Source organism: Kitasatospora sp. NPDC091276 (assembly GCF_040684355.1).
GTDB lineage: Bacteria > Actinomycetota > Actinomycetes > Streptomycetales > Streptomycetaceae > Kitasatospora.
Genome location: NZ_JBFBFU010000004.1, coordinates 179,770 through 200,882, shown reverse-complemented (window position 1 = coordinate 200,882; position 21,113 = coordinate 179,770). Strand labels below are relative to the sequence as shown.

General features: G+C 72.5%; 16 protein-coding genes and 1 pseudogene. 5 read left to right on the top strand and 12 right to left on the bottom strand.

Annotated features, from left to right (window positions below; all coding sequences use genetic code 11):
* Positions 1-71 precede the first annotated feature (71 nt).
* The 4 genes from ruvX to AB0O19_RS06845 are packed head-to-tail and all read right to left on the bottom strand — an operon-like array spanning position 72 to position 4,156.
* Complete coding sequence (gene ruvX, locus AB0O19_RS06860) at positions 72-560, bottom strand: Holliday junction resolvase RuvX (RefSeq protein ID WP_063346786.1); 489 nt, start codon at positions 558-560, stop codon at positions 72-74.
* Positions 560-3,229 (bottom strand): alanine--tRNA ligase, encoded by a 2,670-nt coding sequence (gene alaS / locus AB0O19_RS06855; protein WP_363618264.1) that lies wholly within the window; start codon positions 3,227-3,229, stop codon positions 560-562. The genes ruvX and alaS overlap by 1 nt, the downstream gene beginning before the upstream one ends.
* Positions 3,229-3,672, bottom strand: coding sequence for a DUF6167 family protein (locus AB0O19_RS06850; protein WP_363583102.1), 444 nt, complete (start codon positions 3,670-3,672; stop codon positions 3,229-3,231). Before AB0O19_RS06850 ends, alaS begins: the two co-directional genes overlap by 1 nt.
* A 4-nt stretch (positions 3,673-3,676) precedes the next feature.
* Positions 3,677-4,156 (bottom strand): DUF948 domain-containing protein, encoded by a 480-nt coding sequence (locus tag AB0O19_RS06845; protein WP_363583100.1) that lies wholly within the window; start codon positions 4,154-4,156, stop codon positions 3,677-3,679.
* A gap of 252 nt (positions 4,157-4,408) precedes the next feature.
* On the opposite strand from AB0O19_RS06845, the gene AB0O19_RS06840 reads away from it, so the two are divergent.
* Together AB0O19_RS06840 and AB0O19_RS06835 are read left to right on the top strand one after the other, a co-directional pair.
* Positions 4,409-6,664, top strand: coding sequence for a regulator (locus AB0O19_RS06840; protein ID WP_363618262.1), 2,256 nt, complete (start codon positions 4,409-4,411; stop codon positions 6,662-6,664).
* Positions 6,665-6,714: 50 nt separating this feature from the next.
* Positions 6,715-7,041 carry a tetratricopeptide repeat protein gene (locus AB0O19_RS06835; protein ID WP_063346791.1) on the top strand — a complete coding sequence of 109 codons (327 nt, stop codon included), beginning with the start codon at positions 6,715-6,717 and terminating at the stop codon, positions 7,039-7,041.
* A 110-nt stretch (positions 7,042-7,151) separates the two neighbouring features.
* Here the strand turns inward: AB0O19_RS06835 and rpsD are convergent, their stop codons facing one another.
* From rpsD to ppk2, 3 genes are all read right to left on the bottom strand, one after another.
* On the bottom strand, positions 7,152-7,766 hold the full coding sequence (rpsD, locus tag AB0O19_RS06830; protein ID WP_063346792.1) for a 30S ribosomal protein S4: 615 nt from the start codon (positions 7,764-7,766) through the stop codon (positions 7,152-7,154).
* Positions 7,767-8,090: 324 nt separating this feature from the next.
* Positions 8,091-9,440, bottom strand: a complete 1,350-nt coding sequence (locus tag AB0O19_RS06825; RefSeq protein WP_363583096.1) for a replication-associated recombination protein A — start codon at positions 9,438-9,440, stop codon at positions 8,091-8,093.
* Positions 9,441-9,501: 61 nt separating this feature from the next.
* Complete coding sequence (ppk2, locus tag AB0O19_RS06820; protein WP_363618260.1) at positions 9,502-10,341, bottom strand: polyphosphate kinase 2; 840 nt, start codon at positions 10,339-10,341, stop codon at positions 9,502-9,504.
* A 209-nt stretch (positions 10,342-10,550) separates the two neighbouring features.
* Here ppk2 and AB0O19_RS06815 point away from each other — a divergent pair, with 209 nt between their 5' ends.
* The gene (locus AB0O19_RS06815) at positions 10,551-11,507 is read left to right on the top strand and encodes a LysR family transcriptional regulator (RefSeq protein ID WP_363618258.1); all 957 of its coding nucleotides are present in this window, start codon (positions 10,551-10,553) and stop codon (positions 11,505-11,507) included.
* Between the two features lie 4 nt (positions 11,508-11,511).
* On the opposite strand, the gene AB0O19_RS06810 is transcribed toward AB0O19_RS06815, so the two are convergent.
* The 4 genes from AB0O19_RS06810 to AB0O19_RS06795 all read right to left on the bottom strand — a co-directional run bounded on the left by AB0O19_RS06810 (position 11,512) and on the right by AB0O19_RS06795 (position 15,873).
* Positions 11,512-12,021 (bottom strand): N-acetyltransferase, encoded by a 510-nt coding sequence (locus AB0O19_RS06810; protein ID WP_363618256.1) that lies wholly within the window; start codon positions 12,019-12,021, stop codon positions 11,512-11,514.
* A 92-nt stretch (positions 12,022-12,113) separates the two neighbouring features.
* Positions 12,114-13,895, bottom strand: a complete 1,782-nt coding sequence (gene aspS / locus AB0O19_RS06805) for an aspartate--tRNA ligase (RefSeq protein WP_363618254.1) — start codon at positions 13,893-13,895, stop codon at positions 12,114-12,116.
* Complete coding sequence (gene hisS, locus AB0O19_RS06800) at positions 13,892-15,154, bottom strand: histidine--tRNA ligase (RefSeq protein ID WP_350877873.1); 1,263 nt, start codon at positions 15,152-15,154, stop codon at positions 13,892-13,894. The genes aspS and hisS overlap by 4 nt, the downstream gene beginning before the upstream one ends.
* A gap of 11 nt (positions 15,155-15,165) precedes the next feature.
* Positions 15,166-15,873: an MBL fold metallo-hydrolase gene (locus AB0O19_RS06795; protein ID WP_363618252.1), complete on the bottom strand. Its 708-nt coding sequence runs from the start codon at positions 15,871-15,873 to the stop codon at positions 15,166-15,168.
* Positions 15,874-16,147: 274 nt separating this feature from the next.
* On the opposite strand from AB0O19_RS06795, the gene AB0O19_RS06790 reads away from it, so the two are divergent.
* Both AB0O19_RS06790 and AB0O19_RS06785 read left to right on the top strand, forming a co-directional pair.
* Positions 16,148-16,990, top strand: coding sequence for a peptidylprolyl isomerase (locus tag AB0O19_RS06790; RefSeq protein ID WP_363618250.1), 843 nt, complete (start codon positions 16,148-16,150; stop codon positions 16,988-16,990).
* Positions 16,991-17,253: 263 nt separating this feature from the next.
* Positions 17,254-18,483 (top strand): DUF349 domain-containing protein, encoded by a 1,230-nt coding sequence (locus AB0O19_RS06785; RefSeq protein WP_363618248.1) that lies wholly within the window; start codon positions 17,254-17,256, stop codon positions 18,481-18,483.
* A 62-nt stretch (positions 18,484-18,545) separates the two neighbouring features.
* Here the strand turns inward: AB0O19_RS06785 and AB0O19_RS06780 are convergent.
* Positions 18,546-20,849: pseudogene (locus tag AB0O19_RS06780) on the bottom strand (bifunctional (p)ppGpp synthetase/guanosine-3',5'-bis(diphosphate) 3'-pyrophosphohydrolase); the annotation flags it as partial.
* Between the last annotated feature and the right edge of the window lie 264 nt (positions 20,850-21,113).

Below are 21,113 nucleotides of genomic sequence, written 5' to 3'. Positions count from 1 at the left end.
CGAAACGTTCGAAAGGGGTCCGTGCGGACGCGTCCGCACGGACCCCTCGACGGGACGTTAGATCAGGCCGGTCAGCCGACCGCCTCGACGCTCTCACCGGGCGGGTTCCCGCTCACCCGTTCGGACTCAAGGGCGGTCTGCAGGATCACCACCGCGGCGGCCTGGTCGACCACCGAGCGGCCCTTCTTCGCCTTGACGCCCGAGGCGCGCAGCCCGTGGGTGGCGGTGACGGTCGACATCCGCTCGTCGACCAGCCGGACCGGCACCGGGTACAGCCGGTTGGCCAGCCGCGTCGCGTAGGCGCGGACCTTCTCCGCCGCCGGGCCCTCCTTGCCGCTCAGCGAGCGGGGCAGCCCGACGATCACCTCCACCGCGTCGTACTCCTCGACGATGGCGGCGATCCTGGCCTGCGACTTCACCCCGGCCGGAACGGTCTCCACGGGCGTGGCGAGCACCCCGTCGGGGTCGCAGGACGCGACCCCGATCCGGGCGTCACCGACGTCGACGGCGATCCGCCGCCCCCGCCGGAAGGGCCGCTCCACCTGAGGCTCCTCGACCATCAGCTGGCGCGCTCCGCGACCAGGCCGCGCACCGCGGCGACGGCCTCGCCGACCGCGGCCGGGTTGGAGCCGCCGCCCTGGGCGACGTCGTCCTTGCCGCCACCGCCGCCGCCGAGGGTCTTGGCGGCGACCCGGACCAGCTCGCCGGCCTTGATGCCGCGGGCGCGGGCGTCCTCGTTGGTGGCGATCACGGTCAGCGGGCGGTCGTTCGCCACGGTGAAGGCGGCGACCACGGCCGGGCGCGAGCCGAGGCGGCCGCGCACGTCCAGCACCAGCTTGCGCAGCTCGTCCGCGCCCACGCCGTCGGCGACCTGCGCGGCGACCACCGAGATGCCGTGCACGTCCTCGGCCGAGTCGGCCAGACCCGCCGCGGCGGCCAGCACCTTCTCGGCGCGGAAGCGCTCGATCTCCTTCTCGGCGTCCTTGAGCTTGGCGAGCATGCCCGAGATCTTCTCCGGCAGCTCCTCCGGGCGCCCCTTGACCAGCTCGGTCAGCTGGGAGACCACGGTGTGCTCGCGGGCCAGGAACTTGTACGCGTCGACGCCGACCAGCGCCTCGACGCGGCGCACGCCGGAGCCGATCGAGGACTCGCCGAGCAGCTTGACCAGGCCCAGCTGGGCGGTGTTGCCGACGTGCGTGCCGCCGCACAGCTCCTTGGAGAAGTCACCGATGGTGACGACCCGGACCTCGTCGCCGTACTTCTCGCCGAACATCGCGATGGCGCCGGCCTTGCGGGCCTGATCCATCGTCATGACCTCGGCGGTGACGTCGAGTTCACGGCCCAGCACGTCGTTGATCTTCTGCTCGACGTCGACCAGCACGGTGCCCGGGACGGCGGCGGGCGAGCCGAAGTCGAAGCGGAAGCGGCCGGGGGCGTTCTCGGAGCCGGCCTGGGCGGCCGTCGGGCCGAGCGCGTCGCGCAGCGCCTGGTGGGTCAGGTGGGTGGCCGAGTGGGCGCGGGCGATCGCCCGGCGGCGCTCGGTGTCGATCGTGGCGTACGCCGAGGCGCCGAGCACGACCTCGCCGAACAGCACCCCGCCGGAGTGCACGATGACACCCGGGACGGGCTGCTGCACGTCGCGGATCTCCACCACCGCGCCGGACTCCAGCCGGATCCGGCCGTGGTCGGCGAGCTGGCCGCCGCCCTCGGCGTAGAACGGGGTGCGGTCGAGGATGATCTCGACCTCGTCGCCCTCGGAGGCGGCCGGCGCCGGAACGCCGTCCACCAGCAGGCCGACGACGCTGGCCTCGCCCTCGGTGAGGTTGTAGCCGGTGAAGACGCTCGCGCCGGACTTGTCGGCGACCTCGCGGTACGCGGCGACGTCGGCGTGGCCCATCTTCTTGGCCTTGGCGTCCGCCTTGGCGCGGTTGCGCTGCTCCTGCATCAGGCGGCGGAAGCCGGCCTCGTCCACCTGGAGGCCCTGCTCCTCGGCCATCTCCAGGGTGAGGTCGATCGGGAAGCCGTAGGTGTCGTGCAGCTTGAAGGCCTGGTCCCCGGAGAGGACCGCGCCGCCGGCCTGCTTGGTCTCGGTGACCGCGGCGTCCAGCAGGCTGGTGCCGGCCTTGAGGGTCTGCAGGAAGGCCGCCTCCTCACCGACGACGACCGTCTCGATGCGCTTGCGGTCGCTCTCCAGCTCCGGGTACTGCGGAGCCATCGCCTTGATGGCGATGTCGGTGAGGTCCTTGGCCACCACGCCGGTGGCGCCCAGCAGGCGCATGTTGCGGATGGCGCGGCGCAGGATGCGGCGCAGCACGTAGCCGCGGCCCTCGTTGCCGGGGGTGACGCCGTCGCCGATCAGCATCAGCGCGGTGCGGATGTGGTCGGTGACCACGCGCAGCGAGACGTCCGACTTGTGGTCGGCGCCGTAGGTGTGGCCGGTGAGCTCGGCGGCGCGGTCGAGGATCATCCGGCTGGTGTCGATCTCGAAGAGGTTGTCGACGCCCTGGAGGATGGCGGCGAGGCGCTCCAGGCCGAGGCCGGTGTCGATGTTCTTGCTCGGCAGGTCGCCGAGGATCTCGAAGCCGTCCTTGCCGTCGCCGTGGCCGCGCTCGTACTGCATGAAGACCAGGTTCCAGATCTCCAGGTAGCGCTCGCCGTTGACGGCCGGGCCGCCCTCCTCGCCGTACGCGGGGCCGCGGTCGTAGTTGATCTCCGAGCACGGGCCGCAGGGGCCGGGGACGCCCATCGACCAGAAGTTGTCCTTCATGCCGAGGCGCTGGATGCGCTCGGACGGGACGCCGATGACGTCACGCCAGATCAGCTCGGCCTCGTCGTCGTCCTGGTAGACGGTGATCCAGAGCTTCTCCTTCTCCAGGCCGTAGCCACCGTCCGCGACGGAGCTGGTGAGCAGCTCCCACGCGAACTTGATGGCGCCTTCCTTGAAGTAGTCGCCGAAGGAGAAGTTGCCGCACATCTGGAAGAAGGAGCCGTGCCGGGTGGTCTTCCCGACCTCCTCGATGTCCAGGGTGCGCACGCACTTCTGGACGCTGGTGGCGCGCGAGAACTGCGGCTTGACCTCGCCCAGGAAGTAGGGCTTGAACGGCACCATGCCGGCGTTGACCAGCAGCAGGGTGGGGTCGTCGGCGACCAGGGACGCCGACGGAACGACGGTGTGGCCGCGCTCCTCGAAGAAGCGCAGCCAGCGGCGGCGGATCTCAGCCGACTCCATTATTGGTCCTTCCGGTTCGGGGTGCCGCCCCGCTGCGGCAGGGCGCGGCGGGGCGTTTCTTCAATGGCTCGGGTGGTGGTGCGGGCCCCACGGGATACGGGGCGGGGGCCGGACGGGGGCAGGGCGGCGGCCGGGCTGCCGGGCGCCGCCGAGATAGCTCGGTACTGCGGCTCGCCGCGCAGGACCCGGCGGGTGCTCCCGGGCTCGACGACGGCGGTGCCGTGCAGTCCGAGGTCGTCCTTCAGCTGCTCCTCGCGCTCGGCCATGCCGGCCCGCACGTCCTGGGCGAACTGCTTGGCCAGGTCGCCCAGGTGCAGCGCACCGCGCGTGGCGGTGCCGGAGAGGCTGTCCGGGGTGAGCCGGTGCACGGCCTCGTTGGCCTTGTTCATGGCCCACACGGTCGCACCGGCGCCGACCGCCATCCAGAAGACGCGTCGCACCATGCCGTCAGCCCCTCACCGCGCGCCGGACCCGGGAGAACAGGCCGTTCCTGGGCGCGGTCGCGGCGCGCACCTCGGCCCGGATCAGCCGGGCCAGCTCCTCGCGCTCGCCGCTCTGCGACGGCACGGACGGCTGGCCGCCCTGCTGCTTGGCGACGGCCTTGCGGACGCCGTAACTGAAGGCCGCGACCTTCACCAGCGGCCCGCCCAGGGTGGCGGCGACGGTGGAGGAGAGCGCGTTGGCGTTGGCGGCGGCGTCCTGCACGTTGGCGGTGATCTCGTCCACCCGCTCCAGCTGCTGGTTGGCACTGCGCACGGCGGCGCCCGCGTCGCTCAGCAGCGGGACGGCCTGCTCGGTGACGGCGGAGACGAGGACGGTGGCCTCCTTCAGCACTCGCGAGAGGCGGACCAGCACCACGGCGAGCAGGGTGACCAGGACCGCCCAGAACACGGCGACGAGCAACCCGGCCAGCTCTCCCACGGACACCTTTGCGCGCTCCCTCGCCTTGCTGTTCTCCAAACGGAACCCTATCGCGCCCACGCCCGGTTTCCGGACCGGGTTGTCGCCGGGCCCCGGGGTCCGCCGTCGCGTGGGCCCCCGGCCGAACCGGTCGGATGTGCGAACCGCGCGCGTAACCTACCGGCCGGTCACCTCGTTCTGCCAGGCGGGCCGTCGCCCGTACGGCCCGACGAACGTCCGGGCCCCGAGGGTCCGGGCCAGGAACACGGGGAGCAGCGCTTGGCCGGCGACTGGAGAGCACGGTCCGGGGAACCCGCGGCGCGGCCGCGCGAGCCGGAGCCCGGCCGGCTGCCGGCCGAGGTGACGGGCTTCGTCGGGCGGCAGCGGGAGCTGGCCGAGCTGGCGGGCCTGCTGGCCGGCGCCCGGCTGGTGACGGTGACCGGGCCGGGCGGGGTGGGCAAGAGCCGACTGGCCCTGCGCGCCGCCGCCCGGGCGGCCGGCGCCTTCCCGGACGGCACCTGGCTGGTCGAGCTGGCCCCGGTGCAGGACCCGCTGCTGCTCGGCCGCGCGGTGCTGGAGGCGCTGCGGCTGACCGACGGCACCGCCCGCCCGCCGCTGGACCTGCTCACCGAGCGGCTGTCCGGCCGGTGCACGCTGCTGGTGCTGGACGGCTGCGAGCACCTGGTGCAGGCCTGCGCCGAACTGGCGGACGCACTGCTGCGGGCGCTGCCCGGCCTCCGGGTGCTGACCACCAGCCGCGCCGCGCTGCGGGCCTCGGGCGAGCACCTGCTCACCCTGGCCCCGCTGCCGGTCGACCCGCGGCCGAGCGGTCCGGGCGGTCCGGGCGGTCCGGGCGGTCCGGGCGGTCCGGGCGGACTGCCGGACGCAGTGCGGCTGTTCGCCGAGCGGGCCCGGGCGGTGCTGCCCTCCTTCGCGCTGACCGAGGCCGACGCCGAGGCGGTGAGCCTGCTCTGCCGCCGTCTGGACGGCCTCCCGCTGGCGGTGGAGCTGGCGGCCGGACGGCTGCGCGCGCTGTCGGTGGAGCAGATCACCGCCCGGCTGGACGACCGGTTCCGGCTGCTCACCGGCGGCTCCCGGACGGCCCTGCCGCGGCACCGGGCGCTGCGCACCACGATCGGCTGGAGCCATGAGCTCTGCACCGTGCAGGAACGTTTACTCTGGGCCCGACTGTCGGTCTTCGCCGGCAGTTTCGACCTGGAGGCCGCCGAGTACGTCTGCGCCGGTGACGGCCTGGAGGCCGAGGACGTGCTCGACCTGCTCGACGAACTGGTCGGCAAGTCCGTGGTGCTGGGCGAGGACAGCGCCTTCGGCGTCCGCTTCCGGCTGCTGGACACCCTGCGCGACTACGGCGGCCAGTGGCTGCGGGCCGCCGGCGAGGAGCAGCGGCTGCTGCGCCGCCACCGCGACTGGTACCTGGGCGTGGCCACCTGGGGCGAGGTCGAGTGGTTCGGGCCCCGGCAGGCCGAGACCGCCGAGCGCACCGAACTCGCCCACCCCAACCTCCGCGCGGCGCTGGAGTTCTGCCTCGCCGAGCCCGGCGAGGAGCAGATCGCCCTGCTGCTGGCGGGCACGCTGTGGTTCTACTGGGTCGGCTGCGGCCACCTCGGCGAGGGGCGGCACTGGCTGGACCGCGCGCTCGCCCTGGACCGCGAGCCGACCGAGGCCCGCGCCAAGGCCCTCTGGGTGACCGGCCACCTGGCCACCCTGCAAGGCGACCTGGAGACGGCCCGCCCGGCACTGGAGGAGTGCCGCCGCCAGGCCCTGGACACCGGCGACGACCGGGCGCTCGCCTACGCCGTCCACCGGCAGGGCAGCGCGGCCCTGATCGGCGACGAGCCGGACCGCGCCGCCGAGCTGTTCGAGGAGGCGCTCTGGCACTACCGGACGATCGGCGAGCTCAACAGCAACGTCGTGCTGGCCATGGTCGAGCTGGGCCTCGCGTACCTGTTCCAGGGGGATCCGGAGAGCGGGGAGCTCTGGTTCGGCCAGGCCCGCGAGCTGTGCGAAGAGCACGGCGAGCAGTGGGCGTACGCGTACGTGCTGTACGCGACGGCGTACGCGCACTGGATGGACGGCGCCGTCCGGGCGGCCCGCGCCCTGGCCCGGGAGGGCCTGCGGCTGAACCACCTGTTCCACGACCTGCTGGGCATCGCGCTGGCGATCGACCTGCTGGCGCTGCTGGAGACCGAGCCGGGCGACCCGGGCGCGCCGGGCGACCTGGGCGGGGCCCGGGTGCTGCAGGGCGCCGCGCACCGGATCTGGGGCGCGGTCGGCCTGCCCTTCCTGGGCTCGCGGTCCTTCTTCGGCCCGCACCAGGAGTGCGCGGAGCGGGCCCGGGCGGGGCTGACCGCGCAGGAGTACGAGCGGTGCTACCAGGCCGGGGCCCGGCTCGACCTGGACGCGGCGGTCTCCCGGGCGCTGGGCGGCAGCGGGTCGGCGGGCGGCCCGGAGCCCGGGTCCGGGCCCTGCGCGGTGCCGTCCGCACCGACGCCCGCACCGGCCAGGAATAGCTGAAACTTGCTGATTGCTTGAGGAGGCAAGGAACCACCCGGAAGGAGCACCCCGTGGCCGTGACCACCGCCGCCGACGAGTACCGCCTCGCGACGTTCCACTTCGAGTCCAAGGCCTACGCCGACGCCGCCCGCATGCTGGAGGGCGTGCTGGCCGAGGAGCCGGCCAACCTCTCGGTCCGGCTGCTGCTGGCCCGCAGCTACTACCACTCCGCCCAACTCGGGCGCGCCGAGGCCGAGTTGCTCCGGATCCTGGACACCGACCCGGCCGAGGACTACGCCCGGCTGATGCTCGGCCGCACCCTGGAGCGCCAGGGCCGCGCCGAGGAGGCCCGCCCGCACCTGCGGCTGGCCGCGGCGATGACCGGCGAGAACCGCTAGGTCCTGTCCGACCGGCACCAGGAAGCGCCACCGGAAAAGGGGCGAGCCCCCGCCGCCTCGAAAGGCGACGGGGGCTCGCTGAGGTACCGCAGATGCGGAACCGCCGCGGGTCAGCGCGAGTAGTACTCGACCACCAGCTGCTCGTCACAGATCACCGGGACCTCCTTGCGCTGCGGCGCACGGTCCAGGCGGAAGGCCAGGGCCTTCAGGTTGACCTCGAGGTACTTCGGGGTCTGGCCCTCGCCCGCGTAGCCACCCTCACGGGCGACCTGGAACGGGACCTTCTCCTTGCTGCGCTCGCGGACGGTCACCACGAAGCCCGGCTTCATCTGGTACGACGGCTTGTTGACCTTGCCACCGTTGACCTCGATGTGGCCGTGGACGACCATCTGGCGGGCCTGGTAGATGGTGCGGGCAATGCCCGAACGCAGCACCAGCGAGTCCAGACGGGTCTCCAGCTCGGCGACGAGCGCCTCACCGGTCTTGCCCTCGGCCTTCTTCGCGCGGTCGAACGCGCGCGCCATCTGCTTCTCGCTCAGGTCGTACTGGGCGCGCAGACGCTGCTTCTCGAGCAGACGGACCTTGTAGTCCGAGTTCTGCTTGCGACCACGGCCGTGCTGGCCGGGCGGGTACGGGCGGGCCTCGAAGTACTTGACGGACTTCGGGGTCAGCGGCACGCCGAGCGCACGCGCGATCTTGACCTTGGGACGCTTCTGGTTCGCCATGAACCAAACCTTCCTTGCTTACGAATACGGCTTCACCAGGTGTTGACGGAGGTCGCATCTCGCGACCCGGAGACAACCCATCGCCGAGGCGATGCGGTCAGCCGCTCTCCGGAGCCGGGCACGAAAGTGCTGGTCACACGGAACAGCCCGGAAACCCGGGCCGTCCGCGACACCGAAACGGTGCGCGACGCTCCTGGTGCGGGCCTCCCGGAGGAGGCCTACGGCCGATGCCCCGCTGGTGTGGCCGGTCGGTGGGGTCTCCCCCGCCGCCGTCCCGGGACGTGGCACTCCGACCGATTGTACCGGGTGCTCGACCGCCCCTTCTCACTCGCCCCTGAGCCGGCCCCGCGTCCACTCCACGACGTCCGCGTAGCGGGCCTCGCCGCCGCGCCGGGTCGGCTGGTAGTAGTCCTTGCCGTGCACCGCGTCCGGCGCGTACTGCTGGGCCGCGATGCCCTCCGGCAGGTCGTGCGGGTACTGGTAGCCCCGGCCGTGGCCGAGCTTGCCCGCGCCGCCGTAGTGCGCGTCCCGCAGGTGCGGCGGCACCGCGCCCGCGAGCCCCTGCCGGACGTCCGCCAGCGCCGCGTCGATCGCCAGGTAGGCCGCGTTGGACTTGGGCGCCAGGGCCAGCGCGATCGCCGCCTGGGAGAGGATGATCCGCGCCTCCGGGAAGCCGATCAGGGCCACCGCCTGGGCCGCCGCGACCGCCGTCTGGAGCGCCGTCGGGTCGGCCAGGCCGACGTCCTCGCTGGCCGAGATCATCAGCCGGCGGGCGATGAACCGCGGGTCCTCCCCCGCCTCGATCATCCGGGCCAGGTAGTGCAGGGTGGCGTCCACGTCGCTGCCCCGGATCGACTTGATCAGCGCGCTCGCCACGTCGTAGTGCTGGTCGCCGTCCTTGTCGTAGCGCACCGCCGCCTGGTTGACGGCCGTCTCCGTGGTGGCCAGCGTGATGCTCGCCTCGCCCTTCTCCAGCGCCGCCCCGGCCGCGGCCTCCAGCGTGGTGAGCGCCCGCCGGGCGTCACCGCCGGCGAGGCGCACCAGGTGGTCCTCGGCCTCCGCCGTCAGGTCCAACGCGCCCCCCAGGCCGCGCTCGTCGGCCACCGCGCGGCGCAGCAGGGCGCGGACGTCCTCGTCGGTCAGCGACTCCAGGGTGAGCAGCAGCGAGCGGGACAGCAGCGGGGAGATCACCGAGAAGTACGGGTTCTCCGTGGTCGCCGCGATCAGGGTGACCCAGCGGTTCTCCACGGCCGGCAGCAACGAGTCCTGCTGGGCCTTGGAGAAGCGGTGGATCTCGTCCAGGAACAGCACCGTCTCCCGGCCGGACATGCCGACCGCCCGCCGGGCGCCGTCGATCACCGCCCGGACCTCCTTGACCCCGGCGGTGATCGCGGACAGCTCGACGAAGCGGCCCTCCACGGCCTGGCTGATCACGTGCGCGAGGGTGGTCTTGCCCGTGCCGGGCGGGCCCCAGAGGATCACCGAACTGGTCGCCGCCGGCCCGCGCGAGCCCGAGACCAGCCGCCGCAGCGGCGACCCGGGCTTCAGCAGCTGCCGCTGCCCGGCCACCTCGTCCAGGGTGCGCGGACGCATCCGTACGGCCAGCGGCGCCCGGCCGGGCTCCCTGCTCTGGCGTTCCTCGGCGGCGGCGGTGAAGAGGTCCGGTTCGTCCACACCGGAAGCCTATGCGAGGCCGCCGACACACCCGCCGACACACCCGCCGGAGCAGCCGGCCTCATCGCGCCCGGCCCTCCCGCCGATCGAGGCGGGCCGCGTGGTCCGGGACGTACTTCTGCAGGTCGCGCGGGGGCCGCTGGTAGCCCCGCGGGGCCGGGCGGGGCGGCAGGTCGATCTGCGGGGCGGTGATCTCGCGGTACGGCACGGTGGAGAGCAGGTGGGCGATCATGTTGATCCGGGCCCGCCGCTTGTCGTCGCTCTCCACCACGTGCCAGGGCGAGTCCGGGGTGTCGGTGTAGACGAACATCTCGTCCTTGGCCCGCGAGTAGTCCTCCCAACGGGTGATCGACTCGACGTCCATCGGGGAGAGCTTCCAGCGCTTCATCGGATCCTCCAGCCGGTCCCGGAAGCGCCGTTCCTGCTCGGTGTCGCTCACCGAGAACCAGTACTTGCGCAGCAGGACGCCCTCCTCGATCAGCATCCGCTCGAAGGTCGGGCACTGGTGCAGGAACTGCCAGTACTGCTCGTCCGTGCAGAAGCCCATGACCCGCTCGACGCCGGCCCGGTTGTACCAGCTGCGGTCGAACAGCACGATCTCCCCCGCGGCCGGCAGCTGCTCGACGTACCGCTGGAAGTACCACTGGGTCTTCTGTCGCTCGGTCGGGGTCGGCAGCGCCACGACCCGGGCGATGCGCGGGTTCAGGTACTCCGTCACCCGCTTGATCGCGCCGCCCTTGCCGGCGGCGTCGCGCCCCTCGAAGACCACCACCAGCCGGGCGCCCTCGACCCGCACCCACTCCTGGAGCTTCACCAGTTCCTGCTGGAGCCGCAGCAGTTCCCGCTCGTACGGCTTCCTCGCGAGTCGTTCCGGCTTCGCGGTCCGCTGCTCCTCGGCCACCTGGGGTCCTCCGTCCGGCTGCTGCTGATGAGCACTCACCGTAGGCGCTGGAGGCCGCCCCCGCAGGTCGGCGGACGGGTGGGCGGCAGCGGCGGCCCCCTGAACCGCCGCTGCCGCGCTCCCCCGTCCGGTCGGCGTGAACGCCGAACGACCAACCTTGACCCACACCTGCCGGACGGGTCCAATATCCGGTTCCATAACCTTGGGGCATGGATGTCGACACCCGCCTGCTGCGCAGCTTCGCCGCGGTCTGCGAGGAGGGTCAGCTGACCGCCGCCGCGGCCCGGCTGTTCGTCTCCCAGCCGACGCTCACCAAACAGATCCGCCAGCTGGAATCGCTGCTCGGGGTCGCGCTGTTCGAGCGCTCGCGGCGCGGCATGGCGCCCACCCCGGCCGGGCGGGCGCTGGCGGACTACGCCGGGGCGATGCTGGCCGGCTGGGAGGACGCGCTGCGTGCCACCCGGGCGGCCGCCGCCGAGCAGGGCTCGGTGCTGCGCGTGGGGTTCGAGGGCGGCATCATCAACCTGATGACCCGCAGCACCGTCGCCGACTTCGCCCGGCGGATGCCCGGCTGGCAGGTGGAGCTGCGGCAGAACAACTGGTTCGACCCGACCTCGGGCCTGGCCACCGGCGAGATCGACCTGACGCTCTGGCACGGCCCGGCGTGGCTGGTCGAGCACTACAACGTCGCCGTGCTCGGCGAGGAGGCGCGGGTCGTGGCGCTGCCGACCGGGCACCGGCTGGCGGACCGGGCCGAGCTGTCCGTCGAGGACCTGCTGGACGAGCCGTTCGTGGCGATACCGCACGAGGCCGGGCACTGGCGCGAGTACTGGCTGGCGGGCCGGGAGCGGGGCGGGCGTCCGGTGCGGATCGGCGCGGTGGCGCACAACACCGACGAGTGGCTGGCCGCGGTGGTGTGCGGTCAGGGCGTCGGCTTCGCACCGGAGACGATGAGCCGGCTGGCCGTACGGGATGACGTCGCGTACCGGCCGGTGCGGGGGCTCAGCCCGAGCCTGGTCGGGCTGTACTGGCCGAAGGACCGCGAACTCACGCCGGCGATGGCCGCGTTCGTGCGCAGCTGCCGGGTCACGGTCCCCTTCGGCCGGCTGGGATCGTCGGGTGGGACGGAGCCCCGGGTGGGAACGCGGTCGGTGGAACCGACCTGACGGTCTACACCGCCACGAAGGCCTCGGGGTAGCGGCAGAGCCCGCGCGGAGCGCCGTCGTACGCGGGCAGCGGCAGCGCCTGGAAGTAGGCGTCCGGCACCTCGAACGGCCCGCTGACCTCGTGCCGACCGGCCGCGCTGAAGCCGAACCGCCCGTAGTACTCCGGGTCGCCGAGGACGACCACGAGCTTCTCCCCCGCTTCCTCGGCCGCCGACAGCGCGGCCCGGACGACGAGTTCGCCGACGCCCTTGCGCTGCCACTCGGGCGCGACGGCGACCGGCGCGAGCGCGAGGCCCGCACCGTCCTCGCCGACCCGCAGCCGGGTCAGCAGCGCGTGCCCGATCACCAGCCCGGTCTCGTCGACCGCGACCAGCGACAGCCCGGGCAGCCAGGCCGGATCGCGGCGCAGCGCGTCGACCAGGTCCGCCTCGTCGGGGCCGGGGAACGCGGCCATGTGGACGCGTCTGGTCGCCGGGGCGTCATCCGGACACTCGACCCTTGTGATCACCTGCATGAGTCAACCCTCCTTGTGTCACACGTCATTGTGGACCGGCCCCGGACGGTGGGTAGACCGTCCGGGGCCGTTGAAGGTTAGCGGATCCGGTGTCAGGCCTCGGACTTCGCGGCGTCCTCGCGCAGCTTCGGCTTGGCGTCCACGCCGGCCTCCCGGCGCTGGGCCGGGGTGATCGGGGTCGGGGCGCCGGTCAGCGGGTCACCGCCGGTGGACGTCTTCGGGAAGGCGATGACGTCGCGGATGGTGTCGTACCCGCCGAGCAGGGTGACGATGCGGTCGAGGCCGAAGGCGACGCCACCGTGCGGCGGCGGGCCGTAGTTGAAGGCGTCCAGCAGGAAGCCGAACTGCGAGGCCGCCTCCTCCTCGGAGAGGCCGATCGCGTCGAACGCCCGCTTCTGCACGTCGCGCTGGTGGATACGGATCGAACCGCCGCCCAGCTCCGAGCCGTTGAGGACCAGGTCGTAGGCGTTGGACAGGGCCGAGCCCGGGTCGGTGTCGAAGGTGGCGAGCGACTCGGCGGTCGGGGCGGTGAACGGGTGGTGCACCGCGTGCCAGCCCTGGAACTCGCCCTTGTCGTCCTCGATCGGCTCGAACATCGGGAAGTCGACGACCCAGAGGAAGGCCCACTGCGACGCGTCGATCAGCTCGCAGCGGCGGCCGATCTCCAGGCGGGCGGCGCCCAGCAGCTCCTGCGAGGGGCGCTGCTTGCCGGCCGCGAAGAAGATCGCGTCGCCGTTCCTGGCACCCGCGGCGGCGGCCAGGCCGGCCAGGTGCTCCTCGGACAGGTTCTTGGCGACCGGGCCGCGCAGCTCGCCGGTCTCGGCGTCGATGACGACGTAGGCCAGGCCGCGGGCGCCGCGCGCCTTGGCCCAGTCCTGCCAGGCGTCGAGCGCCTTGCGGGGCTGCGAGGCGCCGCCGGGCATCACCACGGCGCCGACGTACGGGGCCTGGAAGACGCGGAACTCGGTGCCCTTGAAGTACTCGGTGAGGTCGGTGAGTTCCTGTCCGAAGCGGACGTCCGGCTTGTCGGAGCCGTAGCGGGCCATGGCGTCCGCGTAGGTCATCCGGGGCAGCGGGTTGGGGAGCTCGTAGCCGTGCACCTCGCGCCAGATCGAGCCGACGATCTTCTCGCCGAGGGCCAGGACGTCCTCCTGGTCGACGAACGAGGCCTCGATGTCGAGCTGGGTGAACTCCGGCTGCCGGTCGGCGCGGAAGTCCTCGTCGCGGAAGCAGCGGGCGATCTGGTAGTAGCGCTCCATGCCGGCCACCATCAGCAGCTGCTTGAACAGCTGGGGCGACTGCGGCAGCGCGTACCAGTGGCCGGGCTGCAGGCGGACCGGGACGAGGAAGTCGCGGGCGCCCTCGGGGGTGGAGCGGGTGAGGTACGGCGTCTCGATGTCGAGGTAGTCGTTCTCCTCCATCACCCGGCGGATGATGTTGTTGACCTTCGAGCGCAGCCGCAGGCCCTTGGCCGGGCCCTCGCGGCGCAGGTCCAGGTAGCGGTAGCGCAGCCGGACCTCCTCGTTGACCGTGCCCGGCTCGTACTCGGCGACCGGGAAGGGCAGCGGGGCGGCCTCGGAGAGGACCTCGATCTCGCTGACGACGACCTCGACCGCGCCGGTCGGGATGTCCGGGTTCTCGTTGCCGTCGGGGCGCACCCGGACGTCGCCGACGACCTTGACGCAGTACTCGGCGCGAAGGCCGTGCACCGAGTCGAGGTCGCGGACCACGATCTGCACGGTGCCGGAGGCGTCGCGCAGATCGATGAAGGCGACACCGCCGTGGTCGCGGCGGCGGGCGACCCAGCCGGCCAGGGTGACGGTGGTGCCTGCGTGCTCCGGGCGGAGCGTGCCCGCGTCGTGCGTGCGGATCACAGCTGCTTCTCCTTCAGGGTGGTGACGAGTGCGTCGAGGGCGACGGGGTTCTGCTCGCCGGTGGTCAGGTCCTTGAGCTGGACGACGCCGTCGGCGAGGTCCCGGTCCCCGGCCACGAGGGCGAAGCGGGCGCCGGACCGGTCGGCGGACTTCATGGCGTTCTTGATGCTCTTGACGCCGAAGGCGAGGTCGGTGGCGACGCCGGCCCGGCGCAGCTCGACCACCTTGGCGAACAGGACGTTCTTGGCCTCCTCGCCGAGCGCGACGGCGTACACGGAGGTCGCGGCGGGCAGGTCGAGGACGATGCCCTCGGCCTCCATCGCCAGGAAGGTGCGGTCCACGCCGAGGGCCCAGCCGACGGACGGCAGCGCCGGGCCGCCGATCATCTCGGACAGGCCGTCGTAGCGGCCGCCGCCGCCGATCGCGGACTGGGCGCCGAGGCCGTTGTGCACGAACTCGAAGGTGGTGCGGGTGTAGTAGTCCAGGCCGCGGACCAGCTTCGGGTCGTCGACGAAGGCCACGCCGTTCGCGGTGAGCAGCTCGCGGACCTTCTCGTCGTACGCCTTGCACTCCTCGCACAGGTAGTCGCGCAGCTTGGGCGCGTCGACCAGCTGGGCCTGCACCGACTCGCGCTTGTCGTCCAGGACGCGCAGCGGGTTGATGTCGGCGCGGCGGCGGGTGTCCTCGTCCAGGTCCAGGCCGGCGAGGAACTCGACCAGGGCGGCGCGGTAGACCGGGCGGCACTGCTTGTCGCCGAGGCTGTTGAGCAGCAGCGAGTAGTCGCGCACGCCCAGCGAGCGGAAGGCGTCGTCGGCGAGGATGATCAGCTCGGCGTCCAGGGCCGGGTCCTCGGCCCCGATCGCCTCGGCGCCGACCTGGGAGAACTGGCGGTAGCGGCCCTTCTGGGCGCGCTCGTAGCGGTAGTACGAGCCGGAGTACCAGAGCTTGACCGGCAGGTTGCCCTGCTTGTGCAGGTTGGCCTGGAGGGCGGCGCGCAGCACCGAGGCGGTGCCCTCCGGGCGCAGCGCGAGCTCGTCGCCGCCGCGGGTGGTGAGGTTGTACATCTCCTTGCTGACGATGTCGGTGGACTCGCCGACGCCGCGGGAGAAGAGCTTCACGTCCTCGAAGACCGGGGTCTCGATGTAGCCGTAGCCGGCCCGGCGGGCGGGCGCGGCGATGCGCTCGCGGATCGCCAGGAAGGTCGCGGAGCTGGGGGGCAGCAGGTCGTAGGTGCCCTTGGGGGCGGTGAAGGTGCTCAACTTCTCTTCCGTCACATTCCTCGTCGCGGGAAAGCCTGGGCGCCGGCCGCCCCTGCTGCCTGTCGGAGGTAGGGGTTGGTGGCGCGCTCGTGGCCGATGGTGGTCTGTCCGCCGTGGCCGGAGAGGACCACGGTGGTGTCGTCGAGGGGCAGGCACACCCGGGCCAGCGACCGCATGATCGCCTCGCTGTCCCCGCCCGGGAGGTCGGTACGCCCGATGGAGCCGGCGAACAGCAGGTCGCCCGAGAACAGCACCGGGGGGAGGTCCTCGGCACCGGGCGTCCGGAAGGTCACCGACCCCCCGGTATGGCCCGGGGCGTGGTCCACGGTGAGCTGCAGGCCGGCGAGCTCCAGCACGGCGCCGTCGGTGAGCTCACGCACGTCGTCGGGCTCGCCGACGGTGAGCTCGCCCATCAGCTGGGTGCCCAGGGCGCGGCCGAGGGCCCTCTCCGGGTCGGACATCATGTACCGGTCCTCGGGGTGGATCCACGCCGGGACGCCGCGGGCGCCGCAGACCGGGACCACCGAGGCCACGTGGTCGATGTGGCCGTGCGTGAGCACCACGGCGACGGGCTTGAGCCCGTGCTCGCGGACCATCTCCTCGACACCGCGCGCCGCCTGGTGGCCGGGATCGACGATGACGCACTCCTCGCCCGCCGCCGGGGCGACCAGGTAGCAGTTGGTGCCCCAGGCTCCAGCGGGGAATCCGGCGATGAACACGCGCGTCCTTCGTGATGCGGTCGGCAGTGGCGGCTACGGTCGCGGCTGCCGGGTCGGATGCAGCCACCAGTCATGCAGCAAACCAGTGAGGTAAAGGCAGCCTACCGGCGGTGCGGGTGCGGTTGCGAACCAGATAGGGGTGGCGCGCGCGGTTCGCACTGACAGGTTCACCGCGTTCTTACAGGCCCGGTCCCTACACTTGGCCGCCGATGGATGCGATGATCCGCTTCGGTACCCATCCACTTTCCCAGCACATCCGTAGGAGACACGGCCGGTGGTCAGCAGCGAACAGCGGCGGCGGCAGCTCGCCCGAGAGAAGTACGAGCGCCAGATGGAGCGGCGGGTCGCCGCGCGGTCCGCGCGCAGGCGCCGCAACACGATCCTGGGCGCCGCGCTCGCCGTCGTGGTGCTGGCCGGCGGCGGTGCGCTGGTCGGCACCGGCGCGTTCAGCTCGGACAAGGACAAGTCGGCTTCGGCCGCCTCCTCCGCCCAGGCCGCGCCGAGCCAGAGCGCCGAGCCGACCACCCCGACCCGCAAGCCGGTCGAGGGCTGCGCCGATCCGGCGCCGGGCGCGCCGAACGGCAAGCAGTGGCAGGCCGAGCCGGCCATGGCGATCGACGCGGGCGGCTCGTACACCGCGACGCTGGACACCAACTGCGGCAAGGTGACGCTCGCGCTCGACGCGGCCAAGGCCCCGCACACGGTGAACTCCTTCGTCTTCCTGGCCGGGGAGAAGTACTTCGACCACACCAAGTGCCACCGCCTCACCACCGACGGCATCTTCGTGCTCCAGTGCGGCGACCCGACCGCCAGCACGACCGTCCCGGGCGGCACCGGCGGCCCCGGCTACAAGTTCGCGGACGAGAACCTGACCGGCGCGACCTACCCGGCGGGCACCGTGGCGATGGCCAACTCCGGCCCCGGCACGAACGGGAGCCAGTTCTTCCTGGTCTACAAGGACACCCAGCTGCCCCCGAACTACACCCCCTTCGGCAAGATCACCGGGGGCCTGGACGCGGTGCAGAAGATCGCCGCCGCGGGCACCCTGGAGGGTGCCCCGGACGGCCACCCGATGGCCGACGTCACCTTCAACTCGGTTACCACCGCGAAGAGTTGACATCTCCCGGGGCCGCCCGCGAGGGGCGCCCGAAGCGCCTCGGCGCGGCCCCGGCCCGAAATCGCCCGGCCCGGATGCGGACAGCACCGGGGCTGGTCGCCTATGTTGGCGTTGTATCAGGGTGCCCGCACCCGCCTGGCCGTCACCCTCGGCAGCAAGTCACGGCGGACGGGGACGGCGGACTCATCGGTCCGCCGCACATCAACTGTGGACGACGGACGCGCGCCGCCCCGGCGCGCGCGACGTCATGTGGAGGACGCGCTATGAGCAGCGACCCGTGGGGCCGTGTCGACGAGCAGGGCACGGTCTACGTCAGGACGGCCGACGGCGAACACGTCGTGGGTTCCTGGCAGGCCGGCTCGCCCGAGGAGGCCCTCGCCTACTTCGAGCGCAAGTACCAGGGCATCGAGGTGGAGATCGGCCTGCTGGAGAAGCGGGTGCGCACCACCGACCTGGCCGCCAAGGACGCCCAGGCCGCGCTGGACCACCTGCGCGCCCAGGTGACCGAGGGGCACGCGGTCGGCGACCTGGCCGCCCTGGCCAAGCGGCTGGACACGCTCGCCGGCGAGATCGAGAGCCGGCGCGAGGAGCGCAAGGCCGCCCGCGCCAAGGCCCAGGACGAGACCCGCACCGCCAAGGAGGCGCTGGTCTCCGAGGCCGAGCAGCTCGCCGAGTCCACCCAGTGGCGGGAGGCCGGGGACCGGCTGCGCGCCCTGGTGGACACCTGGAAGGGCCTGCCCCGGCTGGACCGCAAGAGCGACGACGAGCTGTGGCACCGCTTCTCGCACGCCCGCTCGGTCTTCTCCAAGCACCGCAAGGCGCACTTCGCGACCCTGGACGCCGAGCGCGAGCAGGCCCGGCAGACCAAGGAGGCGCTGGTCGCCGAGGCCGAGGCGCTGTCCTCGTCCACCGAGTGGGGCGACACCGCGGCCGCCTACCGCGACCTGATGGCGCGCTGGAAGTCCGCCGGCCGGGCCCAGCGGGACATCGAGGACGAGCTGTGGGCGCGGTTCCGCGGCGCGCAGGACGTCTTCTTCCAGGCCCGTTCCGCGGTGTTCAGCGAGCGGGACGCCGAGCAGGTGGCCAACCAGAAGCTCAAGGAGGCGCTGGCCGCCGAGGCCGAGGCGATCCTGCCGATCACCGACCTGAAGGCCGCCAAGGCGGCGCTGCGCGAGGTCAACGAGCGCTGGGAGGCGATCGGGCACGTGCCGCGCGACGCCCGTCCGAAGCTGGACGGCCGGCTGAACACGGTCGAGCGGGCCATCCGCGAGGCCGAGGACGCCGAGTGGAGGCGCTCCAACCCGGAGGCCAAGGCGCGCGCCGCCGGCATGGTCGGCCTGTTCGAGGCGAAGGCCGACAAGATCCGGGCCGATCTGGACAAGGCCCGCGCCGCCGGCAACGCCGGCCGGATCGCCAAGCTGGAGAACGAGCTGGCCGGCGTGCAGACCCTGCTGGAGCAGGCGCACCGCAGCCAGGAGGAGTTCAGCGGCTGATCCGCCGAACGCGCGAGAGAGGGCCCCGGGATCTCCCGGGGCCCTCTCTCGCGCTCGGGGCGCTACTTGCGGGCCGAGGTGACGCGGTAGACGTCGTAGACGCCCTCGACACCGCGCACGGCCTTGAGCACGTGGCCGAGGTGCTTCGGGTCGCCCATCTCGAAGGTGAAGCGGCTCATCGCGACCCGGTCGCGGGAGGTCTGCACCGCCGCCGACAGGATGTTGACGTGCTGGTCGGAGAGCACCCGGGTGACGTCCGAGAGCAGCCGGGAGCGGTCCAGCGCCTCGACCTGGATGGCCACCAGGAACACCGAGGACTGGGTGGCGGCCCACTCGACGTCGATCATCCGCTCGGGCTGCTGGCTCAGCGACTCGACGTTGACGCAGTCGGCGCGGTGCACCGAGACGCCGTTGCCGCGGGTCACGAAGCCGACGATCGGGTCGCCCGGCACCGGGGTGCAGCAGCGGGACAGCTTGACCCAGACGTCCTCGACGCCCTTGACGATCACGCCCGGGTCGCCCTTGGCCCGGCGGCGCGCCGCCCGGCGGTTGTCGTGCGTCGGGGTCGCGGTCTCGGCGAGGTCCTCGGTGGCGCCCTCCTCGCCGCCGAGCGCCTGGACCAGCTTCTGCACGATGTTCTGCGCGGTGACGTGGCCCTCGCCGATCGCGGCGTAGAGCGAGGAGATGTCGGGGTAGCGCATCTCGTGGGCCAGGGTGACCAGCGAGTCGCCGGTCAGGATCCGCTGGATCGGCAGGCCCTGCTTGCGCATCGCCCGGACGATCGCCTCCTTGCCGTGCTCGATCGCCTCCTCGCGGCGCTCCTTGGAGAACCAGGCGCGGATCTTGTTGCGGGCACGCGGCGACTTGACGAAGCCCAGCCAGTCCCGGGACGGTCCGGCGTTCTCCGCCTTGGAGGTGAACACCTCGACGGCGTCGCCGTTCTCCAGCGTCGACTCCAGCGGCACCAGCCGCCCGTTGACCCGGGCCCCTATCGTCCGGTAGCCCACCTCGGTGTGCACCGCGAAGGCGAAGTCGACCGGGGTCGCGCCGGCCGGCAGGGCTATCACGTCGCCCTTGGGCGTGAAGACGAAGACCTCGTTGCTGGCCAGGTCGAAGCGCAGCGACTCCAGGAACTCGCCCGGGTCGGCGGTCTCCTTCTGCCAGTCCAGCAGCTGCCGCAGCCAGGCCATCTCGTTGACGGCGCCGGCCTTGTCGTCCTTGCGGACCTGGGTCGGGGTGTCGGTGCGGACCTTGGACGCGCCGGCCACGGCGCGCTGCTTGTACTTCCAGTGAGCGGCGATGCCGTACTCGGCCCGGCGGTGCATGTCGAAGGTGCGGATCTGGAGTTCGACGGGCTTGCCGCCGGGGCCGATCACCGTCGTGTGCAACGACTGGTACATGTTGAACTTGGGCATCGCGATGTAGTCCTTGAACCGTCCCGGCACCGGGTTCCACCGCGCGTGGATGGTGCCCAGCGCCGCGTAGCAGTCGCGGACGGTGTCGACCAGGACCCGGATGCCCACCAGGTCGTAGATCTCGGCGAAGTCCCGGCCCCGGACGATCATCTTCTGGTAGACCGAGTAGTAGTGCTTCGGCCGGCCGGTGACGGAGGCGGTGATCCGGGCGCCGCGCAGGTCCCCCTGGACCTGGTCGATGACGGTCGCCAGGTACTCGTCCCGCTTGGGGGCGCGCTCGGCGACCAGCCGGACGATCTCGTCGTACATCTTGGGGTAGAGGATCGCGAAGGCGAGGTCCTCCAGCTCCCACTTGATGGTGTTCATGCCCAGCCGGTGCGCCAGCGGGGCGTAGATCTCCAGCGTCTCGCGGGCCTTCTTCTCCTGCTTCTCCCGCTTGAGGTAGCGCATCGTGCGCATGTTGTGCAGGCGGTCGGCCAGCTTGATCACCAGGACCCGCGGGTCCTTGGCCATCGCGACGACCATCTTGCGGACGGTCTCGGCCTGCGCGGCCTCGCCGAACTTGACCCGGTCCAGCTTGGTGACGCCGTCCACCAGCAGCGCCACCGAGTCGCCGAAGTCCTTGCGCAGGGTCTCCAGGCCGTAGTCGGTGTCCTCGACGGTGTCGTGCAGCAGCCCGGCCATCAGGGTCGGGGCGTCCATCCCCAGCTCGGCCAGGATGGTGGCCACCGCCAGCGGGTGGGTGATGTACGGGTCGCCGCTCTTGCGCTTCTGCCCGCGGTGCCACTTCTCGGCGACGGCGTAGGCCCGCTCGATGTCCCGCAGCAGCGCCGGGTCGGCCTTCGGGTCGTTCGCCCGGATCGACCGGAACAGCGGCTCCAGCACGGGGTTGAGCACGCTGGAGCGCTGGCCGCCGAGGCGGGCCAGGCGGGCGCGCATGCCACCCGAGGAGGAGCCGCGCCCGGTGGGGCCGGTCGGTCGCGAGGAGGTCGGCGCCGGGCGTGCCGGGGTGGCCCCCGAGGGCGTGGGACGGTTGTCGGGGGCGGCCGCTTCGGCCGTGGGCACAACCTCGTCGGGCAAGGACTCTCCTCGGGGCACCGGGGCCGACCCCTGCCGCGGCCCGTACGGTCGGACGCAACCGGGAGGGGGTGAATCTTCATGGTACCGAGCCGGGCGCCCCGGCGTTCATCCACCCGGGCCGGAAACGGAAGGGCG